This is a genomic window from Polaribacter dokdonensis, from assembly GCF_024362345.1.
GTDB lineage: Bacteria > Bacteroidota > Bacteroidia > Flavobacteriales > Flavobacteriaceae > Polaribacter > Polaribacter dokdonensis.
Genome location: NZ_CP101505.1, coordinates 2,989,732 through 3,011,577 on the forward strand (window position 1 = coordinate 2,989,732; position 21,846 = coordinate 3,011,577).

At 28.7% G+C, this 21,846-nt stretch carries 22 protein-coding genes; 4 read left to right on the top strand and 18 right to left on the bottom strand.

What is annotated here, in order from left to right; translation table 11 throughout:
• Positions 1–31: 31 nt before the first annotated feature.
• Positions 32–2,656: a zinc-dependent metalloprotease gene (locus tag LPB302_RS13495; protein WP_053973064.1), complete on the bottom strand. Its 2,625-nt coding sequence runs from the start codon at positions 2,654–2,656 to the stop codon at positions 32–34.
• A 209-nt stretch (positions 2,657–2,865) separates the two neighbouring features.
• Here LPB302_RS13495 and LPB302_RS13500 point away from each other — a divergent pair, with 209 nt between their 5' ends.
• Both LPB302_RS13500 and LPB302_RS13505 read left to right on the top strand, forming a co-directional pair.
• Positions 2,866–3,990, top strand: a complete 1,125-nt coding sequence (locus LPB302_RS13500) for a vWA domain-containing protein (RefSeq protein WP_053973063.1) — start codon at positions 2,866–2,868, stop codon at positions 3,988–3,990.
• The gene (locus tag LPB302_RS13505) at positions 3,991–5,457 is read left to right on the top strand and encodes a MoxR family ATPase (protein WP_053973062.1); all 1,467 of its coding nucleotides are present in this window, start codon (positions 3,991–3,993) and stop codon (positions 5,455–5,457) included.
• A gap of 44 nt (positions 5,458–5,501) precedes the next feature.
• On the opposite strand, the gene LPB302_RS13510 is transcribed toward LPB302_RS13505, so the two are convergent.
• Both LPB302_RS13510 and LPB302_RS13515 read right to left on the bottom strand, forming a co-directional pair.
• A complete protein-coding gene (locus LPB302_RS13510; protein WP_143032693.1) occupies positions 5,502–6,095 on the bottom strand; it encodes a hypothetical protein in 594 nt (197 codons plus the stop codon).
• A gap of 19 nt (positions 6,096–6,114) precedes the next feature.
• Positions 6,115–8,517, bottom strand: coding sequence for a TonB-dependent receptor (locus LPB302_RS13515; protein WP_053973060.1), 2,403 nt, complete (start codon positions 8,515–8,517; stop codon positions 6,115–6,117).
• A 188-nt stretch (positions 8,518–8,705) separates the two neighbouring features.
• Here LPB302_RS13515 and LPB302_RS13520 point away from each other — a divergent pair, with 188 nt between their 5' ends.
• Positions 8,706–9,752: a sensor histidine kinase gene (locus LPB302_RS13520; RefSeq protein WP_231658692.1), complete on the top strand. Its 1,047-nt coding sequence runs from the start codon at positions 8,706–8,708 to the stop codon at positions 9,750–9,752.
• Complete coding sequence (locus LPB302_RS13525) at positions 9,749–10,477, top strand: LytR/AlgR family response regulator transcription factor (protein ID WP_053973058.1); 729 nt, start codon at positions 9,749–9,751, stop codon at positions 10,475–10,477. Before LPB302_RS13520 ends, LPB302_RS13525 begins: the two co-directional genes overlap by 4 nt.
• On the opposite strand, the gene LPB302_RS13530 is transcribed toward LPB302_RS13525, so the two are convergent.
• The 15 genes from LPB302_RS13530 to LPB302_RS13600 all read right to left on the bottom strand — a co-directional run bounded on the left by LPB302_RS13530 (position 10,474) and on the right by LPB302_RS13600 (position 21,764).
• Entirely contained in the window at positions 10,474–10,971 is a 498-nt protein-coding gene (locus LPB302_RS13530) for a YdeI/OmpD-associated family protein (protein WP_053973057.1), read from the bottom strand. The two genes, LPB302_RS13525 and LPB302_RS13530, sit on opposite strands and share 4 nt — an antisense overlap.
• Positions 10,972–11,046: 75 nt before the next feature.
• Positions 11,047–11,655: a hypothetical protein gene (locus tag LPB302_RS13535; protein WP_143032694.1), complete on the bottom strand. Its 609-nt coding sequence runs from the start codon at positions 11,653–11,655 to the stop codon at positions 11,047–11,049.
• 310 nt (positions 11,656–11,965) lie between these two features.
• The gene (locus LPB302_RS13540; protein ID WP_231658691.1) at positions 11,966–12,769 is read right to left on the bottom strand and encodes a M23 family metallopeptidase; all 804 of its coding nucleotides are present in this window, start codon (positions 12,767–12,769) and stop codon (positions 11,966–11,968) included.
• Between the two features lie 2 nt (positions 12,770–12,771).
• The gene (locus LPB302_RS13545) at positions 12,772–14,097 is read right to left on the bottom strand and encodes a M28 family metallopeptidase (protein WP_053973055.1); all 1,326 of its coding nucleotides are present in this window, start codon (positions 14,095–14,097) and stop codon (positions 12,772–12,774) included.
• 106 nt (positions 14,098–14,203) lie between these two features.
• Positions 14,204–14,830 carry a TMEM175 family protein gene (locus LPB302_RS13550; protein ID WP_053973054.1) on the bottom strand — a complete coding sequence of 209 codons (627 nt, stop codon included), beginning with the start codon at positions 14,828–14,830 and terminating at the stop codon, positions 14,204–14,206.
• A 113-nt stretch (positions 14,831–14,943) separates the two neighbouring features.
• Entirely contained in the window at positions 14,944–15,723 is a 780-nt protein-coding gene (locus LPB302_RS13555; RefSeq protein ID WP_053973053.1) for an SDR family NAD(P)-dependent oxidoreductase, read from the bottom strand.
• A gap of 101 nt (positions 15,724–15,824) precedes the next feature.
• The gene (locus LPB302_RS13560; protein WP_053973052.1) at positions 15,825–16,343 is read right to left on the bottom strand and encodes a GNAT family N-acetyltransferase; all 519 of its coding nucleotides are present in this window, start codon (positions 16,341–16,343) and stop codon (positions 15,825–15,827) included.
• Positions 16,344–16,347: 4 nt separating this feature from the next.
• Positions 16,348–17,241, bottom strand: coding sequence for a KPN_02809 family neutral zinc metallopeptidase (gene ypfJ, locus LPB302_RS13565; RefSeq protein WP_053973051.1), 894 nt, complete (start codon positions 17,239–17,241; stop codon positions 16,348–16,350).
• 103 nt (positions 17,242–17,344) lie between these two features.
• Positions 17,345–17,797 carry a hypothetical protein gene (locus tag LPB302_RS13570; protein ID WP_053973050.1) on the bottom strand — a complete coding sequence of 151 codons (453 nt, stop codon included), beginning with the start codon at positions 17,795–17,797 and terminating at the stop codon, positions 17,345–17,347.
• A gap of 70 nt (positions 17,798–17,867) precedes the next feature.
• Entirely contained in the window at positions 17,868–19,103 is a 1,236-nt protein-coding gene (locus tag LPB302_RS13575; protein WP_053973049.1) for a DEAD/DEAH box helicase, read from the bottom strand.
• Positions 19,104–19,140: 37 nt separating this feature from the next.
• Positions 19,141–19,479: a cupin domain-containing protein gene (locus LPB302_RS13580; RefSeq protein WP_053973048.1), complete on the bottom strand. Its 339-nt coding sequence runs from the start codon at positions 19,477–19,479 to the stop codon at positions 19,141–19,143.
• A 61-nt stretch (positions 19,480–19,540) separates the two neighbouring features.
• Positions 19,541–20,236, bottom strand: a complete 696-nt coding sequence (locus tag LPB302_RS13585) for a hypothetical protein (RefSeq protein ID WP_053973047.1) — start codon at positions 20,234–20,236, stop codon at positions 19,541–19,543.
• Between the two features lie 198 nt (positions 20,237–20,434).
• The gene (locus LPB302_RS13590) at positions 20,435–21,025 is read right to left on the bottom strand and encodes a DUF6624 domain-containing protein (RefSeq protein WP_053973046.1); all 591 of its coding nucleotides are present in this window, start codon (positions 21,023–21,025) and stop codon (positions 20,435–20,437) included.
• Positions 21,026–21,155: 130 nt separating this feature from the next.
• Positions 21,156–21,332, bottom strand: coding sequence for a hypothetical protein (locus tag LPB302_RS13595; protein WP_176966475.1), 177 nt, complete (start codon positions 21,330–21,332; stop codon positions 21,156–21,158).
• A gap of 69 nt (positions 21,333–21,401) precedes the next feature.
• Positions 21,402–21,764, bottom strand: coding sequence for a hypothetical protein (locus LPB302_RS13600; RefSeq protein ID WP_053973045.1), 363 nt, complete (start codon positions 21,762–21,764; stop codon positions 21,402–21,404).
• Between the last annotated feature and the right edge of the window lie 82 nt (positions 21,765–21,846).

A 21,846-nucleotide genomic window follows, 5' to 3' on the forward strand; every position in this document is an offset into this window, starting at 1 on the left:
ATTACGGTTTCTAATAAATAATTCTTAAAAATTATTTTATTTCTTTCATTGCATTTGTAATCAATGTTTTTAGATGATTTTTATGTGCTCTTGTAGCAACATCACCTTTACCATTACTAACCCAACCTTTAATAGTATTTAGGTTGTAAATAGCCATAGATTTTGAAGCTACAGAAAAACGAGAACTTGCTCTACCTGTTAACATACCAATCAAACGCTTTGTATATACAGCTTGTAAGTTTTGACGGAAAGAATTTACACTTCCATAAATATCTGGTTTAAACATCATGTTGTTTAAATCTGTCATAAATGCAGATAGCTTATATTCATTTCCATATAATTCAGAATTAGATAATCTTTGTAGCGTATTTGGGTGCATTATATGTGCTAAAACACTTGTTTGATATCCTAATACTTGTTCATGAATTTTAGGGTCTTCTGGTCCTCCAAAGAAATTGTAGCCTCTTCTTTGTCTTGCTAAATAATTATATACTTCATTTGGAGTACTAAATGCATCTGGAGCAAAAATGTATTTATCTAAAGCATCCATAGCTCTTTTTTGATCTTCTTTAGAAACAGGTGTATAAGGTTGTGAGCCTCCTTCTTGACCATAAGTAGATCTATCTACATAGACACCACCAATAAATCGAGATACAACTCCACCAGCAATTCTTGTTTGGTTGTGTAATGTATAATAGGCTCTTCTTAAGTTTTCATAAGTTTCACCTTCTTTGGTAAACTGACTTTTTAGATTTTTCATCATATCATTTACCAATTCAAATCTATTGATAGAATAGGTTATTTGATCATTAGATAAATCTCCAATCATTACTCTTGGATCTATTGCTTTTCCTGGAGAACGCATGTCATCTGCATCATTACCAAAAATTAATTCTGGTTCAGTAGATCTTTCTAATAAAGCATCTCTTTCAGAAGCACTTTTAAAAGGAGTGTATCCAAACTGTATTGCCCAAATATCATAAGGACCTACTGCCATGTCATAATATTGGCCTTGTTTACTTCTATCATTAGTGATATTAATTCCTGCATAATCCATAACAGAACCTGTAAGTGCTTTTCCTTTAATAAAATCAGCATCTGCTAATTGAGCAGGTGTATAAACCTGACTTGCTTTCATATTATGATTTAAACCTAATGTATGCCCAACTTCGTGCATAATTAAAGATTTCATACCTTCTTTCTTAATGCCTTCCATATCTAATGCAGATGCACCTGATGCTTGTAGCACAGCAGTTCCTAATTGTAAATTTTCGTGCATTACATGGCCTGCTGAACAAAATAACAAGTTGTTATTAGCTAAGAACTTTTTAGCTCTTAATTCTGCAGAAGTTTCTAAATGCATGTTTGCTGCTGCATCATTATATAATTTGTCTGCAAATACTCTGTTTGTAAAGTGTACATATTCTAACATAATATCTGCCCCTAAGATTTCTCCTGTTCTTGGGTTAACAAAACTTGGTCCATAACCACCAAAAGGTGGGTTAGGAGAAGAGGTCCATCGTAAAACGTTATATCTTACATCTCCTGCATCCCAAGTAGCATCATCTGGTTGCATTTTTACAACCATTGCATTATTAAATCCAGCTTTTTCAAAAGCTTCATTCCAAGCTAGAACTCCTTCTTTAATAGTTTCTCTCCATTCTACAGGTGTAGATTTTTCCATCCACCATGTAATTGGTGTAACTGGATCGGAAATTGCTGCTTCTGGGTTTTTCTTAACCAACCTCCATCTGTGAATCATATCTCTATAATTTACAGTTTCAGTAGTTGTCATATCATTAGTTTCAGTAAGAAAGTAACCAACCCTTGCATCATCCATTCTTGGTTCATAACCATCTTCTGGCATATTCATGAACGTATGAAATACTTTAATAGATACACTTCTACCATCTGTTACAGCAGCAGAACCACCATTAATTACATTTGGATTACTATAAACATACTCAGTTTTAACATTTGTGTTTTCTGGATAGTTTTTAATTTCATTTATTTTAGATTTCGATTTATCAAATCGTCCTAAGCTAAAAGCAAAAGGAGACTGACCAGGAAATCTAGGTTGTTTAATTCTTGTAAAAGTTTCTGATAAAAACAGACCATTTGCATCAATTAAATACTCACCTTTTTCATCATCTGAGGCTAATAGTTTTCCACTTGCTATTACAGCATCGCTAATATTTGCTTCTGATGATTTAGATAACGCGTTATTTTCGTCAAAATAGAAAGAAGTGTTTGGTGCCATAAATTCTAAACGATTAAAATATTTCGTTACATGAAATACACTAGAACCATTGTAAGAACCTCTGTAAGCATTTGCTTCAGTTACTCCGTTTGCAATTTGTGAGAAGTAAATAAAGTCTTTGTTTAGTTGATCTTTCTTTACCAATAATTTTACAGAACCAGTAACTGTATCTTGATAAATGGTAAATAATCCCTCTATTTTTTTACTACTTTTTGTAAGTGATTTTATAGTTTTACCTTTCTTTTTTGGTGGAGTTTTTTTGGCAGGAGCCTCTTTTTTAACTTCCTTTTTTTTCTTTTTCCAAAACTGCGCATTTGTATTTTGAACTCCAAGAATTCCAAACACCATTAAAAATGAACACAGAATTCTAAAATTGTGTAAGTGGTTTACTTTCATTGCTTTGTTGATTTTAATTTAATTGTTTGTCAAGTTAGTTTAGAAATAAAAAATAAATGTTAATAATATACTAAAATTAACACTTGTAAAGATTTCACTTATTACAAATTAGATAGTAATAACAAGGTATCAATTAAACTAATTGACACATATGCTAAAGCAATGTTAATCTTTTTTATCACCTTAATTAATAGCGTATTTTTATAGGGATGAAAGAAAATACTAAAAGAAAAGGTTTTGTTTTTAAAACTTATGAAGCAGATAAGCAATCTCCTTTCGAAAAACTTTTTGAAATCTTTAAAGAGCTAATAACTCATACTTCAGGTGACTTTGATGAAGCCATAGATTGGTTGCGTTCTTTAGATAAAGAATACAATCTTACAGATGAAAATTACACCATTGATGATTTTATTGAAGATTTAAAGAAGAAGGGTTACATAAAAGAAGAAATTAAAGGAGATGGAACTGGAGGAACAAAAATTACTTCTAAAACTGAAAGAGCAATTCGTCAGCAGGCGCTAAATCATATTTTTGGTAAAATAAAAAGAAGTGGTTCTGGTAATCATAAAAGTAAATCTCCAGGAATAGGTGATGAACATACAGGAGATTTTAGAGCGTATCAATTTGGAGATAATTTAGATAAAGTTTCTATGACAGAAAGCATAAGAAACGCTCAAATAAATAATGGAATAGGAGACTTTACTTTATCTGAAAATGATTTGGTTGTTGAAGAAACCATGCATAAAAGTCAAATGAGTACTGTGTTAATGATAGATATTAGCCATTCTATGATTTTGTATGGTGAAGATAGAATTACACCAGCCAAAAAAGTGGCAATGGCTTTGGCTGAATTAATTACCACTCGCTATCCAAAAGATACTTTAGATATTTTGGTTTTTGGTAATGATGCTTGGACCATCAAAATAAAAGATTTACCTTATTTACAAGTAGGGCCTTATCATACAAACACAGTTGCTGGTTTACAATTAGCAATGGATTTATTAAGAAGAAAGAAAAATACCAATAAACAGATATTTATGATTACTGATGGTAAACCAAGTTGTTTACGTTTACCTGATGGTCAATATTATAAAAATAGTAATGGCCTAGATAAATACATTGTAAATAAATGTTATGCAATGGCTCAACAAGCTAGAAAATTACATATACCTATTACTACTTTTATGATTGCACAAGACCCTTATTTAATGCAATTTGTAAAAGCATTTACACAGGCAAATCAAGGAAAAGCATTTTACACAGGACTTAAAGGTCTTGGAGAAATGATTTTTGAAGATTATGAAACAAACAGAAAAAAAAGAATTAGAGGATAGATGAATTTAGAAAATATTAAAACATTAGGAGAGTTAAGAAAAACAGGTTACGAATCTAAATCTATTAAAGATGAATTAAGAGAGAACTTGATTAGTAAAATGATGAGTAATGAAACTGTTTTTAAAGGAGTTCATGGTTATGAAAATACGGTTATACCAGAATTAGAAAGAGCAATTTTAAGCAAACACAACATTAATTTACTAGGTTTAAGAGGGCAAGCAAAAACTCGTTTAGCAAGGTTGATGGTAAATTTATTAGATGAATACATACCAGTTGTGGAAGGTTCTGAAATTAACGATGATCCTTTAAACCCAATTTCTAGATTTGCTATTGAATTGATTAATGAGAAAGGAGATGATACACCTATCTTTTGGTTACATAGAAATGATCGATTTGCAGAAAAATTGGCAACTCCAGATGTTACTGTAGCAGACATTATAGGTGATGTAGATCCTATAAAAGCAGCCAATTTAAAATTAAGTTATGCAGATGATAGAGTTATTCATTATGGAATGATTCCTAGAGCAAACAGATGTATTTTTGTAATTAATGAATTACCAGATTTACAAGCCAGAATTCAAGTGGCTTTGTTTAATATTTTACAAGAGGGTGATATTCAAATTAGAGGTTTTAAATTAAGATTACCTTTAGATATGCAGTTTGTGTTTACAGCAAATCCTGAAGATTACACTAATAGAGGTAGTATTGTTACGCCTTTAAAAGATAGAATTGGTTCACAGATTTTAACTCATTATCCAGAAGATATTGAAACTGCAAAAACCATTACACAGCAAGAAGCAAATAAAGTAGCTTCTCAAAAAGAATTTATTCAAGTTCCAGAATTGGCAAAAGACTTGTTAGAACAAATTGTATTCGAAGCAAGAGATAGCGAATATATTGATGCGAAAAGTGGTGTAAGTGCACGTTTAAGTATTTCTGCTTTCGAGAATTTATTAAGCACTGCAGAAAGAAGAGCCATTTTATCTGGAGATTCAGAAACCATGATTCGTTTAAATGATTTTGATGGCATTATACCAGCAATTACAGGTAAAGTAGAATTGGTTTACGAAGGTGAGCAAGAAGGTGCACAAGTTGTTGCAGAAACTTTAATTAAAAGAGCTATTAAGACGCTTTTTCCTACTTACTTTCCTGAAATTAAAAAGTTAGAAAAGCAGAATGAAGAAACGCCTTATGATGATATTATTTCATGGTTTTTTAATGCTGATGAAGATTTTGAGCTATTAGATGATTATTCTGAAGAAGCCTACAAAAAGGAGTTAGATAAAATAAATCCATTAGATGATTTTCTAAACCAACATCAACCTAACATGAATAAGAATGACGCTTATTTTGTAAAAGAGTTTGTGCTTTGGGCTTTAGTAGAATTTAAAAAGTTGAGTAAATATAGATTTGCAGAGGGTACACAGTTTAAAGATCCTTATGGAAGTTTTATAAATGGATTGTAAATTTAAAAGCCCTTCAAATTTTAATTTGAAGGGCTTTTAAATTATTACTCTTTGTCTTTATCAAAAACCCACCAGGTTTCTCCGTTTTTAGGATTAAAACTTATTTTTGCTACACCTAGTTTGCAATACAGAACATATTTACCCTCAACGTAAATGTCTTTATCATTTAGAGTTGCCTCTATTTTGCCATCAGTATATTTGAATGTAATTCCGTTTGTAAATTTTAAAACTAAATTTTTTCTACCTTTTTTGTTTTTTGAATTTGTAACTGTTTTTTTAGCTGTAATATTTGTAGACTTATTCTTATTATTCGAAATTTTACTTTTATGATTGTTATAAGGTTTGGAAAGTACCAACTCTAAATAAGCTCCTTTTTCTAAGTGATAAACGTCTTTTTCAGTTTTATAATTAGGATACGCATATAATTTAAAACCCTCATTTTCAATTTCCAGTTTATAAGGATTATTGGTGTTTTTCATTTGTATATAACCCTCTTTTGAAACAACTTCAAATTTTGTTCCTGGAGGATACATTATGTATTTACTTTCTTTATCATCTACCTTAAATTTTAAGTAAGTACTTTGTGCATTACTAACTATTGATATCAATATGATAAGGGTTGTAACTAATGTTTTCATAATTTATCTTTTTAAGTTATTATTCTATTCTACCTTTTTCGTCTTCTATTCCTGTTTTTCTATTTCTAGCTTTTTTAACTTCACTTCTTCCGAAATTATAGGTCAAATTAATTTTGAATTGTCTGCTATCACTTCCTCCTGAACCATCTATAAATAAATCTCCAAACTGTGTTGTTCCACTCCAGGGAGATGTAAATAGCACATCATCTACACCAATTCTCGCATTTAATTTATCTTTTAAAAACTTCTTTTGTAATGCTAAATTTAATGAGCCAAGACTGTTAGTTCTATAGGTTCCACCCCAAATTGATGGAGAATTGTACCAACCTGAAACTTCAAAACGAATGTCTTTAGGTAGATTAAATGTATTCTGAGCATACAAGCTTAAAGAGTTTTGAGAAATACCAATAAAATCTGGATTTGTGGCTTCGTAAATACTTCTAGAAGCATTTAAACTTATGTAATAGCTCCACCAATTTGTAAATTTAGAAGGATAAGAAATGCCTAAATTAATTACTTTTTGATTTGCTACATTTCTAACATTTATAAAGTTTTGATTATTCTGTCCAGCTTCTGTTATTTGCGCAAAAAAGTCTTTGATAAAACTATAGCTTAAAGAAGTGGTTAATCTATACTTATAAGTATGAGACAATTTTAAATTATTAGTGTATTGAGGCTGTAAGAATGGGTTTCCTTTTCTAAAAGAAAGTTCATCAATTCTATTTTCAAAAGGATTTAAGTTTTGATAATTTGGTCTTTGAATTCGCGTACTATAGTTTAGTGCAAATGAATTAGTTTGATTTGGCTGAAAGGTAATACCTGCACTAGGAAAAAAATCGGTATAATTTCTTTCTACAATATCATTATTGCTAGCTTGCGTGCTTGTTAATGTGCCTTTAGAGTTGGTGTTTTCTGCACGTAAACCAAATTGAAAATTAAACTTTTTAATCTTTTTGTTAAAGTTAATGTAGGCAGCTGTTACAATTTCATCATAATCAAATTCATTAGATCTAGAATTATCTAGATTATCATTTCCATTTTCTCTATTAAAAAAATCGAAATCATTAACTGTGTTTACTTTGGCGATTTTTGCTCCAAAACTCAATTTAGCTTTTAAGAAGTTTTGCTCATAATCTACTTTTGTAGAAAAGAGATTTATGGTGGTTGGTGAAACTATATAAAAAGTACTTTGACTTAAAACCTGAGTTTCATCTCCATTAAAATAAGTATTGGGCTGAAGGTTAAAATTCTCTCTACTATACTTTCCAAAATCAATATCAAAATTAAATATAGTTCCTTTTTTGTTATCATACTTATAGTTGAGGTTGCTATACAAATTGTATACATTATTATCAGTATCACTTCCTGCAACAAGCACATTGTTTGGGTTTTGTCGATTTTGAGGCGTTATAGGTGTTCTTGAATCTGAGTCTGAAAAAGAATCGCTAAAATTTGCAGAAAGTATGATACCAAATGTTGATTTTTTATTAGGATAAAAGTCGAATCCAAATCGTGTACTAGTGTTGTTGTAATCATATATAGTTTCAGTTTTCGCATCAAAAATGGTGTTATTCTGAATACGATACAGGTTTAAAAAACTAAATCCAGTACCAGTTCCATTGCTAATGTTACCATATAAACTAGTTTTCTTATTTCTATTATTAAAAGATAATGCATTGTTAAATCTGGCATAATCACCTTGATTATAACCACTTGTTAAACTACCATTTGTACCAATAGTTTTGTCTCTTTTTAAAATAATATTTACTATACCAGCATTACCTTCTGCATCGTATTTAGAAGAAGGCTGAGTAATAATTTCTACAGATTCTATGTCTGAAGATTGTAGTGTTTTTAAAAAGTTGACTAAATCTTCTCCTCTTAAAACTGAAGGTTTACCATCAATATAAAAAAGCACACCGTTTTTACCTTCTACAATTACATTATCATTATTATCAATTACAATTCCAGGTGCTTTTCTAAGCAAATCAAAACCAGTATCTCCTGCAGCATTTATAGTATTTTGTACGTTAAAAACAGTTTTATCTGCCAATACTTGAATCATTGGTTTTTCTGTTTTAATTACAATTTCATCTAACTCTTCAGAGGCAATGGTTAACTGAATGGTTTTAAAATTTTTATCACTAATTAATTGGAAGTTTTTGGTTTTGTGTTCTTTAAAACCTAAGCTATTAAGTAATAGATAGTAAGATCCTTCTTCAATTGAATTAATAGTGAAAATTCCCTTAGAATTAGAAACAGAAGCTTTTACAAATTTTGCTTCGTCAGTTGTATATAAAGAAATAGCAACTGCATTTAATGTTTTATTTTGTTCATCTGTTATTTTACCAGAAATTCTATATTGAGCAAAACATTGGATAGAAATAAAAGAAGCTAATAAAAAAGTTAAAATGTGTTTCATAATCTGTTTTTTTACTGATTGATGATACAAAGATGTTGGTAAAAGAGCTTTTAAAAAATAGAAAGTCGACCAATAGGCTAATAGAAAGTTAAACAGTCAAGGACCATTCAACCCAAAATAAGACCATTCATAGAATATTTTTTTGTATGACCTTATTAACTGCTACTTTTGATTTAAAGTCACAAATTATGAAAAACATTAAAAGAAAAGAAGTTGTAATTATATTCTTATTCTATCTATTTTTTTCTTTTCTGTATAGAATTGTTTTGTGGTTTAATATAGGTTCATATGCTAAAGAAGGTTTTTGGGGTTGGATAAACCTTAGAGATTATTGGTACATGGCTGGTATGCAATATGCATTCTACTTTTTATCTTCTATTTGTATTTGGTTTTTGGTAGTAAAACTGCTTAAAAATAAAACCAGTTCTTTACAAATGATATTTATTTTTCTACTTGTACCAATAACAGTGTATTTTGTAAGAGAATGGAGATATGATTTTTTAGATTCTATAGGCATTTTTCATTTAACAGGTACAGGTTCTGTTTGGGATTGGTACATACCAACTCTATTTATGTGGGTGCAATTTGGTGTCTTTTTCGCTTATAAATATTTTATAGACAACCAAAAGAAAATTAAATTAGAAGGCGAGTTAAAACAGATTGCTTTAAAGAGTGAATTATCTGCATTAAAAGCACAACTTAATCCGCATTTTTTATATAACGTTTTTAATACTATAAGTGCCTCTGTTCCTGCAGAAAACGAAAAAACTAGAAGCTTAATAGCTGAGTTGTCAGACTTGTTTCGCTATCAATTAAAAGCCAGTCAAGTAGAAAAAGTGGCTTTAAAAGAAGAGCTAGAGTTTGTAAAAAAATATTTGCAATTAGAGAAAGAGCGTTTTGAAGATCGATTAAAAATAAGTTTTGATGTAGATGATGCAATTCTACAAGAAAAAGTACCACCAATGTTGTTGCAGCCTTTGGTAGAAAACTCGATTAAACATGGGATTGCAAGTTTAATTGAAGGAGGAGAAATTAGCATCAAAATTCAGAAAAAAGAGGATAAATTAATTTTTGAAATTGCAGATACAGGCATAGGTGTAAAAGATAAAAATGCTGTTTTCGAAAAGGGGATAGGGTTAACAAATACCAAACTAAGGTTAGAAAAAATGTACAATAGTGTGCTAACCTTAGAAGATAATTTGCCTAAAGGATTAAAAATAAGTTTCGAGATATGAAGAAAGTAATTATCGTTGATGATGAAAAAGCAGGTAGAAAACTTATTAAAGAGTATCTAAGCAACTTTCCTGCATTAATTTTATTAGGAGAAGCGAACAATGGAGTAGATGCTGTTAAAATGATTAATGAGTTTAAACCAGATTTGGTTTTTTTAGATATTCAGATGCCAGGTTTAACTGGTTTTGATGTATTGAAACATTTAGAAGAATTACCTCAAATTATTTTTTCTACGGCTTATGATCAATATGCATTAAAGGCTTTTGAAGTGCATGCAGTAGATTATTTGTTAAAGCCATATACACAAGAACGTTTTAAAGTTGCTGTAGAAAAAGTAACTTCTAATATTGCAGATAATAAAGCTAAAGAATTAACCAATAGTTTGTTGATGGATGCAGAAAAATATCCTCAGAAAATATTGGTACAAGCTAAAAACAAATTGGTAACCATTTCTGTAAAAGATATTATAAGAATTGAAGCTTATGGAGATTATTCTAAAATTATTACTGAAGAAAAAACATTTATTAGTAATTATGGAATTTCTCAATTAGAACAAAAGTTAGATGAAGCTATATTTTTAAGAGTGCATAGATCATCAATTATTAATATTGATAAGATAGAGGAACTTAATAAATATGGCAAAAGTTACGATGTTACTATGCAGAATAAAGATATTGTAAGAGTAAGCAGAGGTTATATGGAAACTATTAAGAAATTAATGTATTAATCTAATTTAAAAATTTTCATAGGGTCAAAATTTCTTCTTCTAAGATTCTCACAAAGAATTAGAGCTTTATCTATCTTTAGCTGACTTGTTTTGAATCTTTTTACTCCATAAATAATGCTTCTTTGTTTACCTTTTGTTAGTGTTTCAAATATCTGATAAGCTTCAAAATCCGTTAAAAAAACTTCTTCTAACTCTTCAGGAACATCTACACCATATTTAGAAGTGTCTTCAAATAATTGAATGGTAAAAGAATCACCCAAGGTTAAATTTAGTTCTTTTTGTTTCTGTTTACTGAACATCATTTTAAAATCGCCAGAATTTTTATCTCTTTTTACAGCAGCATAAAAGTTTATTTTGGTTTCATTATTATTAATCTCTACTTGAACTCTACTCATTTTCTGATTGGCAAAAGGCTCATAAATATCATAAGGAATATAGATGTTGTAGGTGTCTACTAGATTTAAAGTAAAAGGTGCTGTTTGTAATTCTTTCATACTGCAAAATAAAAAAGACATTTTATAATTAGCAAGCTAAAAATAAAATGTCTGAGTTAGTGAACTATCTATCAATTAGAAGTTAACCACAAATAAGTTTAAACTATTTCTTAAAGTCTTATCTATTTCTGTTTTTAAAATTTTATTCAAATAAGGATAAACGCTTTTACCAATTTGAAACTCAACAGAATCATTAATTTCATAAGATTTGATTAATTTGTTTCTCATTTCTTCATATTCCACATACAAATCAATATTCTTATCTCCATAAGTTAATGCTTCATTTGCGTTTAAACTTTTTAATAATTCTTCTTTAAGTTTATCTTCGATAATGGTTTTTACAAATGTACTTTTAGTATCAGTAATTAAACTGTTGGTATCATCAATGCTCCTTTTGTTTTTTGTAACTATAATACTTTTGTTCTTTAAATTACTAGACAAGATGTTTTCTTTTTCTAATGATTTCATTAAAAATTTTCTTTCTGTGTTCATTTTTGAGTTCGACTCCAAAAAGTTTACATCATTAAATAAGTTTAAGAACTTATCACTATCATTTAGATAATAATTTTCTTTAATATCAGTCTCAAAATTAACCTGATTTATAGTCGTTGAAAATTCATTATTGTTTTGTGAAAACAAAGTATTTGTTAGTAAAATTGCTGCTAGTATAAATATATTCTTCATGTTGTTTATTTTTATCTCTAATATAATAGTAATACTTTTATAATGGAAATAAAAACTTTTATTTAACACTTCAGTTAACAAAGTTTTAACAATTTTCACTGTTATTTATGCAAAACCTCTCAATTGAAGAGAAAATATTATTTTTAGATCAAAATCAGTGTGTAAATGATTGTAGAAAATATAAATGATGCAATATTTAATATTATAAGTTTAATGTCTAAAATTGTTTGTTTTGGTGATGTTTTTAAAATGGGGCTTTCTTTTAGTAGAAAAATAAAATTACCTTTAAAAATGGTTCTATTAAAAAGAATTAATTTTTATTTCTAGCATATCTTCCTTTTCTATATTTGGAAGAAGGATAAGTATTTAAGATAAAAGGTATAGATACAAAGCCGTTAGTTGTAGGTTTATATACAGCAAAATGCAAATGGGGCTCTGTGCTCATTCCTGTATTTCCAGAATAACCAATAGGTTCGCCCTTTTTAACTGTATCTCCTATTTCTACAATTGCTCCATTTTTTTTAAGGTGAACATATTGTGAAAATGTTCCATCATTATGAGCTAAAACAACATAATTGGCATCTTTTAGGTATCTTCTATTTCTACCACCTTTGTTAGAATTCTCTTTTACATTAACAACCAAACCATCTCTAATTGCACAAACTGTTTGACCAATATTCATCTTAAAATCTATGGCATATCTAGAGAAACTTCCTTTATGTGTAAAATTTGTATTCTGTCCTTGTAAGATTTTATAACGTTTTCCTTTTAAAAAGGGTAGCCCATAGTTAAATAGAGTATCATATCTTTTTAAATTAGAAGTTCCATAATATAAACTGAACTCATATTTTTTTAAAATGGATACTGTATCTACTTTAGCCTTTTCAAAACTTAATAACTTTATAGAATCTGGTTTGGTAAAATCGAGATAACGTTCTGTTTTTTCTTCTAAATTTTTAATTTTTAGAAAAGAAAACCCAAGTACTGGATTTTTAACGAGTACTAATATAGAATCATTTTTTTCTACAAACTTGATGTACTTTGGTTTTGACTTTTGCTGACTTTGAGTACAAGAGGCGAATAGAATTATTAAAATAAAACAACTAAATCGCACTTTTATCTCATTATTTTATTTGGGAAAACTACCATGCTTTCATGCCCATTTTCGCCAACTGCAGCTACTCCAAAGAAGAAATTATCAATAACAATACCTTCTAAAGTAAATTCTGTTGTTTCTACATATCTAGAATTATCCCAAGTAGGAGAAGTAGTGTCTCTCCAGTAAATTTTATATCCTTTAGCACCTTCTACAGCAGACCATTTTAGTTTGGCTGAAGCTTCTACAATTCCTCCAATTCCAACAACTTCAGGAGCTGCAGGCGCCCAAGCTAAACTTGCTAAATTAATAGCATTTACAGCTGTTAGTTTTTTAGCATAAGGAAAATTTACATGTTCAAAAGTATCTCCATACTTAATACCATTTTCGGTTCTAATATCTTGATGTTGTTGTGTGTAATTTTCATGAGCTTCCATAATTCGAATTCCTGCAAAACCTAAATCATTAAAAGGTCTGTGATGTCCACCTCTACCAAATCTATCTAATCTATAAATCATCATTGGATTCATTTCTGGCATATACGTTTTGGTGGTTTTATGTACATATCTTGCTAACTGTCTAGAAATCCCATCTACTTCACCACCATAAAAACGTCTCATTCTTCTTTGTCTGTCAGTTTCGTTTGCAGGTACTGGTTCAGAGAAAATTCTAAAGGCTCTATTATCTACAACACCATCAACACCTGTAATATTACCAATCATGTCATTATTTAAAATTCCAATAATGTCCCAACCTTTATCTTTGGCATATTTTGCTAAACCAGCACCACCAAAAAGACCTTGTTCTTCTCCAGATAAACCTACATATATTATACTACTTTCAAATTGATATTTACTTAAAACTCTTGCAGCTTCTATAGTACCTGCCATTCCTGAAGCATTGTCATTTGCACCTGGAGCATCTTTGGTAAAATTAGATCCATCACTATTTCTAGAATCGATATCACCACTCATAATTATATATCTGTTAGGGTATTTTGTTCCTTTTTGTACAGCAACTACATTTACAACATAAGCATCATGAGGTACCCTATTACTCATTTCTGTAGTAACTAAATCTTTTTGATAAAAAACGTTTAAACAATTGTTGCAATTTTCTGATATTTTATTAAACTCAGCTTTTATCCACCTTCTTGCAGCACCAATTCCACGTGTATCAGAAATGGTGTCAGAAAATGTATTTCTTGTACCAAATTCTGTTAAAGTCTTTACATCTGCCTTAATTCTATCTGCAGATACTTCATCAATAATATCATAAATTTTTAAATCGGTTTGTGCTGTTATTACTGCAGTAAAAAGTAATAATAAGTAAGTAACTTTTTTCATTTTATGGAATAATTTTTGAATCGTTGTATTTAAAGATACAATATACATCATCTTTTTTTTCTTCTTCTTTTAAGATTATATTTTTAACATTTTAAAAGCGATATACTTAATACTCTAAATTATGTTTTTTATGGAATTTCTTAGAGTGAATGTAGCTTAATGGTCCTAGAAGCATGTAAATAAAACCAGGGATACCATATTTTAAGCCCAATTGAAATTTAGCTAATATGAATGATAGAATACCAACAATAATAAATATAAAGAAATGTCTTGCATAAAAAAGAAGTTTTAGGTTTTTACCATGAGCTCTATCTTTTTTAAATGCTCTTAAATACAGTAAATGAAAACTAACAAATATTAAGGTAAAACCAATGCTATACATTTGAAAAATGTTAGATAACAAATCTAAACTTATAAGTTTTCTACCCATTCCTGTATTTAGTAAAGATCGAATTGGAAAAATATAAAACAAAACTGTAAACAACAGAATCATGTTTAAGGCTATAATCCAATTATCTATATAATCTGTTCTTCTAAAAAAGTTGTAATGTACTTTCCAAATGGCCATCATTACAAAAAAACTAACAGCAAAACTTATAAAGTTTGGCAGTTCGTCTGTAAATGAAGTTAGATTAGAATTGGCGCTAATATTAACAACCATTAAAGTTGCAGCAAAAGCAAATACAGCATCACTTACACTTTCTAGTCTATTTTTAGAATGACTGAAAATCATAGGTATTATTTATTTAAACTAAGGTTAAAATTGTACTTTCTAAAGATAATAAAAATGAAAAACCTTTTTACTTTCGTAAAAAGGTTCTTTTTATAACTTTTATTGAATGCTAACTATTTTGGTTCTTGCATTTTTCTTATTTGTTTTAAGAGTAGGCTTTTTGGGGTTATAGGAATAGCTTTCATCATTACTTTTTGAGGAAAACTTACGCCAGATATAATATCTAAAGCACCTTCTAACATTGCATCATAACCTTCTTGCGCAACAACTTTAGGATCTGCAGCATTTTCGAAAAGAGCTGTTTTGTCCATTCCTGAAGTTTCACCAAAATCTGTTTTTGTGGCTCCAGGCATTAAAGTGGTTACTGAAATTTTGGTGTCATGCAATTCTTCTGATATTGCATTGCTAAAAGAGGTTACAAAAGCTTTGGTTGCAAAATATACTGCTTGCATTGGGCCAGCCATTAAACTTGCTGTAGAAGAAACATTTAAAATTTTACCATTATTTCGTTTTACAAAATCTGGTAAGAATTTTCGAGTTAAATCTGTAAGTGCAATAATATTAAGCTGAATCATGGCTAAATCTTGTGCCCAAGCACGTTCATGAAATTTACCTACGCCTCCAAAACCAGCATTATTTATCAGATAATCAATTTCAATTTTACTGAATTTTACAAAATTATATACTTCTTGGGCTGCATTAGGTTCTGTTAAATCTTTTTCAATAATACTCACATGAACTCCATGTTTCTTTTCTAATTGCTCTTTTAATTTTAAAAGTTTGTTTTTGCTTCTAGCAACAATTACTAAATCTCCTCCATTTTTTGCATGAATTTTTGCAAACTCTTTTCCTAAACCTCCACTTGCTCCTGTAATTAATGCTGTCTTTTTCATTATGCTTTTATTTGATAACGAAAATAGTTTCAAAAGAAGTATAAGATTAACTGAATTACAAAAAGGATTAACGTAATAGGAATTAAAAGAATAATTTTAGATTAGCTTAAATCTAGAAATAATACATCATTTGGTCTTGTTTCTGTGGCTGAGATTGGAAAGTCATACAGCGCAATTTTTTTAAAACCTACTTTTTCGTAAAACTTTAAAGCTCTATAGTTTTTAATCCAAACATATAACCATATTCCTTTTTGATTATTATTTTTGATAAGGTCTAAATTATAATCAAATAATTTTTTACCTAAACCTAAACCATAAAATTCTTCAACCAAATACAAACGTTCCATTTTTGTTACGTTTTGAATTTTAAGATGTTCATTTGGAGTATTTAAAATAACCTTTGAAAAACCAGCCAATTCATCTTTATAAAAGATTAAATGATACTCATAATTCTCTTGAGTAACTTCTTTTGTTAGATTTTCTTCACTAAAGCTTTCCTTAAGATAATTGTCCATTATTTCTTTAGGAATTGCATGCTGATGAGGTGTAAAAAAAGCTTTTTTAGAGACTATTGCTAATTGTTTAACATCATTTACAGTAGCTTTTCTAATTGTAATCATTGTTTTATAAAGTAGTTGCGTTAAACGTGTCACCTTGTTTGATATCTCCAGTTTCAAATCCTTTTCTGAACCAACGCATTCTTTGTGCAGAGGTTCCATGAGTAAAAGAATCTGGTACAACTCTTCCTGAAGATTGTTTTTGTAATCTATCATCACCAATTGCAAAAGCTGCATTTAGAGCTTCCTGTAAATCACCTTGATCCAAAACTAAATCCATATTTTTTGCATGATGAGCCCAAACACCAGCCAAGAAATCTGCCTGTAATTCTAGCTTTACAGAAAATTGGTTGTATTCTTTTTGACTTACTCTGCCTCTTAATTGCTGCATTTTCTCTGTAGTACCCATTAAATTTTGAATATGATGCCCAACCTCATGAGCAATTACATAAGCTTGTGCAAAATCTCCTGGTGCATTTAAACGTGTTTCCATCTCTTGAAAGAAACTTAAATCTATATATAATTGATTATCTCCTGGACAATAAAAAGGGCCTGTTGCACTAGATGCAGATCCACATGCAGAAGATACAGAGTTTGTGAATAAAACCAAGGTTGGCTCTTGGTAGTTGCTTAAAATTGAATTCCAAACGTCTTCTGTGCTTCTTAAAACCCTATTGCTAAATTCGGCTAATTCATTCTCTTCTGCAGTACCTTTATATGTGGTGTTTGTAACTTGATTTGTTGTAGATCCACCAGATAAAAATTGTAGTGGATTTATACCTGTGAAATACATTAGTAAACCTACAACAGCAACTATAATTAATCCTTTTTTTGTGCTAACTAACTTTAAAATTAAAGGAATAAGCATTCCACCTAAACCACCTCCACTAAAACCTCTGCCAGAACTTGCACTTCTTCTGTCATTAACATTAGAACTTCTTTTATTACTTCTCCATTTCATGAATTTTGGTTTTTAGTTGAGGTATAAAAATACAAATTATATGAAAGAACGGATTAAAAAATGGAAGCTAACATTAGCTCATTAAAACTGAATTTTAACTCAATTAATCAATCTTTGTAAAGATTTCTATATTTTTAAATACAGTATCATTTCTATAATATGTATTTACTTGTTTGTAAGAATTTACTTTAAAGTCAATAGGAATAACATAAGTATTTACATCACTTTTCATAGATTTAGATGTCGAAGTCAATGTTTCTGTTATGGTGTCATTTTTAAAGCTATAAGTTCCATAACCACTCCAATCTACTCCATTTTCGTCAGTATCTGCATTCCAAAGTACATGACCATTTAAGTACATTTTGTGTTGTACCTTATTGTAGTTTTTAACAATGGTATCTGAATTTGCTAAAGTATAAAAGGCATCTAATTTCCAAACACCTTGTAAAGGATCTTGATTCTTATTTTTACTATTAACTTGTGTATTGCATGAAGCTAAAAGCACAATAGCTAAAGAGAAAAAAAGTAATTTATTAATTTTAAAATGAGTAGACATTGGTAATTGTTTTATGGTTGATATATTACTAACCTTTTAAATTAGAATTAATTGTTTGAACCCATTTTTATTAATACCATCTTTTCTTCTTCTTTTTAGAAGCCGCAGATTTTCTGCTTTTTTTGTGTTTACTAACTGTATTAGGTTGTTTTTTGGTATGCTTTGGTTTGTTTATTGGGTAAGGATGATCGTCTATAACCTTTATCGATTTTTCGATTAAATTTTCGATAGAAGCTATATAGCTATTTTCATCTGGTGAACAAAAAGAAAATGCAATACCAGATTTACCAGCTCTACCTGTTCTACCAATTCTATGTACATAGGTTTCTGGTACATTTGGAATATTAAAATTTATAATTGCATCTACATTTGTAATGTCTATACCTCTTGCAGCAACATCTGTAGCTATTAAAATTGATGCTTTTTTGGTTTTAAAATCTTCTATGGCTTTGTTTCGAACACCTTGAGTTTTATCACCATGAATACTTGCAACATTATAACCATTTTTAATAAGCGTTTGTTCTAATTTATCTACACCAAACTTGGTACGTCTAAAAATGATAATCTTACCATTAATGGTGTTTCGTAATAAGTGCAAACACAAATCTGTTTTGTTCTTTTTTGGCAGATAGTATAATAACTGTCCAATATTTTTAGCTGTAGTTTCTTCAGGGTTAATTTCAACCTTGGTTGCATTTTTTACAATGCTTTTAGACAATTCATCAATTTTTTCTGGTATGGTTGCAGAAAATAAAAGTGTTTGTTTTTTTCTAGGACAAAGTTTTTCAATCTTTTTTACATCATTAATAAAACCCATATCTAGCATTAAATCAGCTTCGTCTAAAACTAAAATTTCTAGCTCACTTAAATCGATGTTTCCTTGTATTTGCAAATCGATTAACCTTCCAGGAGTTGCTACTAAAATATCTACACCTTTGGCTAAAACTTCTTTTTGAGGCTCTAAAGAAACACCCCCAAAGACGGCTGTAGTTCTCAAATTGGTGTATTTACTATAAGATTTAAAGTTCTCTAAAATTTGAATTGCTAATTCACGAGTTGGAGTTACAATTAAAGCTTTTATTTTTTTTGCTCTTTTATCTGCATCTTGTTTGTCAAACAAAATTTCAATAATAGGTAATGCAAAAGCAGCAGTTTTTCCTGTGCCTGTTTGTGCAGAAACAATTACATTTTTCTGATCTAAAACTAAGGGTATTGCTTTTTCTTGAACTAATGTAGGTCTATGAAAACGTTGCTCTGCAACTGCTTTTAAGATGGATTTATTTAATGGTAAATCAGAAAACTGCATGTATTATTTTTGGGCAAAGTTAGTTTAATTAGATTGGTTAATCTGTGGCAATTCCAAAATAAACCCATGTTACCTCTTTTTTAAACGGATTATTCATAGAATGGTATTCTCCTTGTTCAATAGTGATACAATCACCTTTATTAGCTATAAATTTTTCATTGTTTATAATAAACTCTGCTTTACCATTTTGAATATAGAAAACTTCATACATAGTATCATGTTTATGAGTTTCTACTGTTTGTCCAGGCTTAAAAGTGGCAGAGCCAAACATCATTAATTGTGGTATTTCATCTTTGTTGATAAAGACCTTTTTCTTGATGTCTTTGTTATGACTTGTGCCAACTTCAGGGAGCTGATTTGTATGGACTAGTTTCATAAGGTTATATTAATCTTTGTATAAATTAATTTTAGAGAATATATACATATACTAAATTAATTTATAATTCTAAAAGTTCATCTTTAAATATCCTATACATAAATATACGATCAAATTTAGTTAAATAAGGTTTAAGATCTATCTTAGAAAAAGATGCAGCAATCATATCACCTTCTCTTATAACTAACCAATATTCGTCACAAGAAGCATATTTTATTAATTTACTTTCTTTTTTATTTAATATGTAATTTAAATTCATGTTTGTAAAAACTGATAATTTACCATAGTCAGTTTCTCCATAACTATTTGTTTTAAGATCATTAGTGAAAAATAAATCAATACTTTTTACTCCATTTGCATAGATAATGTCTTCATCTATTGTGATTAAAGTATTATTATGAATAATATCTATTTTGTTTTCTATTGTTTTTTTCAAATCATTTATAAATGATTCTAGTTGATTGTTTTTAAGATTTATTTTTTTATCTATATCAATCGTAAGATGAAATGGAATATCAAGTTTAATAATTTCTATTAATTTTTTTCCAATTTTATTTTTAAAACTTCGAGATTCTTTTAGCTTTGAACCTTTAATTGTATCGTCTTGGAAACATTCTGTAATCTCTATTCCAATAATATTATTATTTAAATTACAAATTAAATCAGGTTGTTCTGTATAAGTAATATTTTTCAACCTTGAAAATGGTGCTTTAAATTTAATTTTATTAATTAAGTGCTTTTCTTCTTCTTTATTCATAAAACTAAGAAACGAAAAAAAACCTCTCTGTTTTCACAGAGAGGTTTATAATTTATACTAAGTTATTAACTACTTAATTAACTCATAATAGCGTTTGATAAATTTCATTAATTCATGAGCTTCTAATAGATTTCGAGATTAAAATATTTTAAAAAAAAATAGTTGTTTCAACTCAGTATTTTGTGTGGTAAAGTTTTCTTAATTCGGATTATATTGAATATTAAAATTCTTTAAATAATCCTCTATTGTTCCCATTCCCATTTTCTTTCTTCTTTCGTTTACAGTTTCAGGATTTTCTAGTTTATATAATTTGCCATTTTTTATCTGTGAACCAAATATTTGTGGTTTTCCATTACCCATTAAAATTCTATCTTTCATTAGTGCATATTGCTGTTTAGATAAATCTCCATTTTTTACTGCTTTCTCTATTTGTGGAAAGTACTTTTCTCTATGCTTTTTAGTAGTGTGTTGTAGTCCCAACCATATTGCATCCATATGTTTTTGAGATACTTCATTTAATGTTGGCATGCCACACTTTTCTATAATGCTAATTACTAATTCTTGATTTCTGTGATCTTCTTTAGCATATTTTATAAGTTGATTAGACCTTCTAATCCTCTGATCACTTTCATAAACTTCACTCAAAATTTGATGTTTTTTACCACAATCAACTTCAATAATATCTACTGAGCCTACATAGGCAAATTTGTCTCTTTTTACATAAAGAAATAGTGTAATTGTTAATATTAAAATAGTTATTATGCTTAGGAATATTTTTTTTTTAGTCATTTTTTTGGATTTTATTTTTTGATTTATCTTTCACAAATACGTATTATTGAATATGTGTCGTTTTAATAACTTCTATTAAAATTTAGTTGATTTCTTTAGAAAGTTATTTTTTAGTTTTTCTAAACTATTATTATTCTTTTTTATCTTGTTGTTCAGTTTTATATTGGCAATAAAAAATAGAATTATCTTCATCTTTTAAAGAGTTAGACATACCTAACATTAAAGCAGAAATAATTACTATTAATTTTGTTTTTAACCAATTTAAAAACCATTTAGGCTTTACTAATTGTTTTTTATTTTTATACATGTTATTAATGATAAATGATGAGAAATTTGTTTTATCATTTTATGCTTTTCAGCATTTGCTTAAATAGTTTTAAGCAATGTATAAAGAAGAAACTGAATTACTAGATGTAATTCTTGTAGTTAAAAAAGTGTGTTTGATATTTTGTAAAGCAATTTTTTGATACAACTGCTTTTGTAATTTAAGAATAAGGAATATTTGTTCTTGAAATCCTTTTTTTAAATTATTTTTTTGAAATAAATAAGCTAGAAAATAATTGAAATAAAGTATGCTATTAAAAACAATATATTTTGTTCTTTTATTGCTTACATTCTTAATCTTAATTACTCTTGAAGATTGATAATATTCTGAAGTATTTCTTTGAGAATAAACAGTAGCATCAGCAATAGAAACTAGGAAAACTAGTAAAAAAACAAAAAGATGTTTTAGTTGCATTGTTATACTGTTTGTTATGTGTTTTTATTTAAAATAAAACCTCTTTGTGAAGACAAAGAGGTTTATGGAATATTTGTGACAA

Excerpts from the sequence above, each read along its gene's own strand:
- LPB302_RS13495 (WP_053973064.1), bottom strand. The coding sequence starts at position 2,656 with ATGAAAGTAAACCACTTACACAATTTTAGAATTCTGTGTTCATTTTTA.
- LPB302_RS13500 (WP_053973063.1), top strand. The coding sequence starts at position 2,866 with ATGAAAGAAAATACTAAAAGAAAAGGTTTTGTTTTTAAAACTTATGAA.
- LPB302_RS13505 (WP_053973062.1), top strand. The coding sequence starts at position 3,991 with ATGAATTTAGAAAATATTAAAACATTAGGAGAGTTAAGAAAAACAGGT.
- LPB302_RS13510 (WP_143032693.1), bottom strand. The coding sequence starts at position 6,095 with ATGAAAACATTAGTTACAACCCTTATCATATTGATATCAATAGTTAGT.
- LPB302_RS13515 (WP_053973060.1), bottom strand. The coding sequence starts at position 8,517 with ATGAAACACATTTTAACTTTTTTATTAGCTTCTTTTATTTCTATCCAA.
- LPB302_RS13520 (WP_231658692.1), top strand. The coding sequence starts at position 8,706 with ATGAAAAACATTAAAAGAAAAGAAGTTGTAATTATATTCTTATTCTAT.
- LPB302_RS13525 (WP_053973058.1), top strand. The coding sequence starts at position 9,749 with ATGAAGAAAGTAATTATCGTTGATGATGAAAAAGCAGGTAGAAAACTT.
- LPB302_RS13530 (WP_053973057.1), bottom strand. The coding sequence starts at position 10,971 with ATGAAAGAATTACAAACAGCACCTTTTACTTTAAATCTAGTAGACACC.
- LPB302_RS13535 (WP_143032694.1), bottom strand. The coding sequence starts at position 11,655 with ATGAAGAATATATTTATACTAGCAGCAATTTTACTAACAAATACTTTG.
- LPB302_RS13545 (WP_053973055.1), bottom strand. The coding sequence starts at position 14,097 with ATGAAAAAAGTTACTTACTTATTATTACTTTTTACTGCAGTAATAACA.
- LPB302_RS13550 (WP_053973054.1), bottom strand. The coding sequence starts at position 14,830 with ATGATTTTCAGTCATTCTAAAAATAGACTAGAAAGTGTAAGTGATGCT.
- LPB302_RS13555 (WP_053973053.1), bottom strand. The coding sequence starts at position 15,723 with ATGAAAAAGACAGCATTAATTACAGGAGCAAGTGGAGGTTTAGGAAAA.
- LPB302_RS13560 (WP_053973052.1), bottom strand. The coding sequence starts at position 16,343 with ATGATTACAATTAGAAAAGCTACTGTAAATGATGTTAAACAATTAGCA.
- ypfJ (WP_053973051.1), bottom strand. The coding sequence starts at position 17,241 with ATGAAATGGAGAAGTAATAAAAGAAGTTCTAATGTTAATGACAGAAGA.
- LPB302_RS13570 (WP_053973050.1), bottom strand. The coding sequence starts at position 17,797 with ATGTCTACTCATTTTAAAATTAATAAATTACTTTTTTTCTCTTTAGCT.
- LPB302_RS13575 (WP_053973049.1), bottom strand. The coding sequence starts at position 19,103 with ATGCAGTTTTCTGATTTACCATTAAATAAATCCATCTTAAAAGCAGTT.
- LPB302_RS13580 (WP_053973048.1), bottom strand. The coding sequence starts at position 19,479 with ATGAAACTAGTCCATACAAATCAGCTCCCTGAAGTTGGCACAAGTCAT.
- LPB302_RS13585 (WP_053973047.1), bottom strand. The coding sequence starts at position 20,236 with ATGAATAAAGAAGAAGAAAAGCACTTAATTAATAAAATTAAATTTAAA.
- LPB302_RS13590 (WP_053973046.1), bottom strand. The coding sequence starts at position 21,025 with ATGACTAAAAAAAAAATATTCCTAAGCATAATAACTATTTTAATATTA.
- LPB302_RS13595 (WP_176966475.1), bottom strand. The coding sequence starts at position 21,332 with ATGTATAAAAATAAAAAACAATTAGTAAAGCCTAAATGGTTTTTAAAT.
- LPB302_RS13600 (WP_053973045.1), bottom strand. The coding sequence starts at position 21,764 with ATGCAACTAAAACATCTTTTTGTTTTTTTACTAGTTTTCCTAGTTTCT.